Here is a 1,451-nt window from a genome sequence, read left to right as displayed (position 1 = left end):
CCACCGGCAAGGGCAGCATCAGCATCAACCCCGGCACCGGGGGGTTCACCTACACCCCGACCGCGGCGGCGCGGCACGCGGCGGCCAGGTTGACCGCGACCGCCGCGGACAAGACCGACACGTTCACCGCCACCATCACCGACGGTTACGGCGGCAGCGCCAGCGTGCCGGTGGCGGTGTCGATCGCCGGGGCCAATTCCGCCCCGGTGGCCGGCACTCCCACCGTTGGGGTCCCCAACACCTCGAGCGGGGTGGTGAGCGGCACGGTGTCGGCCTCCGATGCTGATAAGGACACGTTGACGTTCAGTGCCCCGGCCTCCACCGGCAAGGGCAGCATCAGCATCAACCCCGGCACCGGGGGGTTCACCTACACACCGACCGCCGAGGCCCAGCGCAATGCCGCCCTGCCGGGGACACCGGTGACAACTTTGTCCGACACCTTCTCAGTGACCGTGACCGACGGCTACGGCGGCTCGATCGCGGTGCCCGTTGAGGTGTCAGTCAACCCGTTGGTGAACTATTACGTGACTGGCGATGTGAGACGCGATCCAATGACAGGGCGAATTGCGTTGCGTACAACCTTCCCGCCGGAACAAGCGCAGCCGGGTACCGGAGTCCCTGGCTACTTGAACTGGCTGATCGCCACCTCCAACAGTGGCGCGCTTATTGGCTTTCCCGCCGACGTCCAAAACTGGGACAACCTGTTCCTGGTCGGCTCAGCGGCGCCGACCATGCAATTCAACCCCGCGGTGAACTATCGGGAGGGTACGGTGTTGCGCAACCCGCAGACGGGCGCGGTAGCAATCCGCACCATTTTCCCTGAGGACCAAGGTCCGAATCTGGCGAACATGGCGTGGTTGGTGGCTACGACGTCCCAAGGTGGTCTCACCCTTCCCACGTCAAGCGTGCAGACGTGGGACGTGTTGTTCGCACCGCCGAACCGTGCGCCGGTCCCCGGAACGCCTGTCGTAGGCGCTCCGAACGTTTCGACCGGCGTGGTTGTCGGTTCGGTCATGGCGTCTGACCCCGACAGCGATTCCCTGGCCTACAGCGGCTCCACCACGACCTCCAAGGGATCGGTGACAGTCGACGACAACGGAATCTTCACCTACACCCCCACCATCGAATCTCGCCGAGCCGCGGCGCGGCCAGACGCGCAGCCCACTAACAAGACCGATACCTTCTCCGTGTTCGTGGCCGACGGCTACGGCGGTTCGGTCTCCGTGCCGGTTCAGGTGCCTATCAGTCCTGCGCCTCTACCGCGGCCCGGCGACATCAGGGCGCAGCCGGGCGGCACCAGGCGCGCGATGTACGCGCCGTACACCAGTGTCGGTGTCCAATGGATTTCCGTGACACCGGATAACGGCGGGGCATGGCTCACCGACGCCGATGTCGCCAGTTGGCTCGACGTTCCAGCCCCGACAGGGGCCGAAACGGCAGGGCCAGGCCCC

The 1,451-nt window shown here is 66.2% G+C and carries 1 protein-coding gene; it reads left to right on the top strand.

Going from position 1 to position 1,451, the window contains the following annotated elements; genetic code table 11:
- A partial coding sequence (locus ADBZ5U_RS16345) for a cadherin-like domain-containing protein (RefSeq protein ID WP_526811954.1) occupies positions 1-1,451 on the top strand: 1,451 nt, incomplete at both ends.

The organism is Mycobacterium sp., assembly GCF_040398885.1.
Lineage (GTDB): Bacteria > Actinomycetota > Actinomycetes > Mycobacteriales > Mycobacteriaceae > Mycobacterium.
Note: the sequence above shows the minus strand (reverse complement) of the source record. Positions and strands in the feature narration are given on the sequence as shown.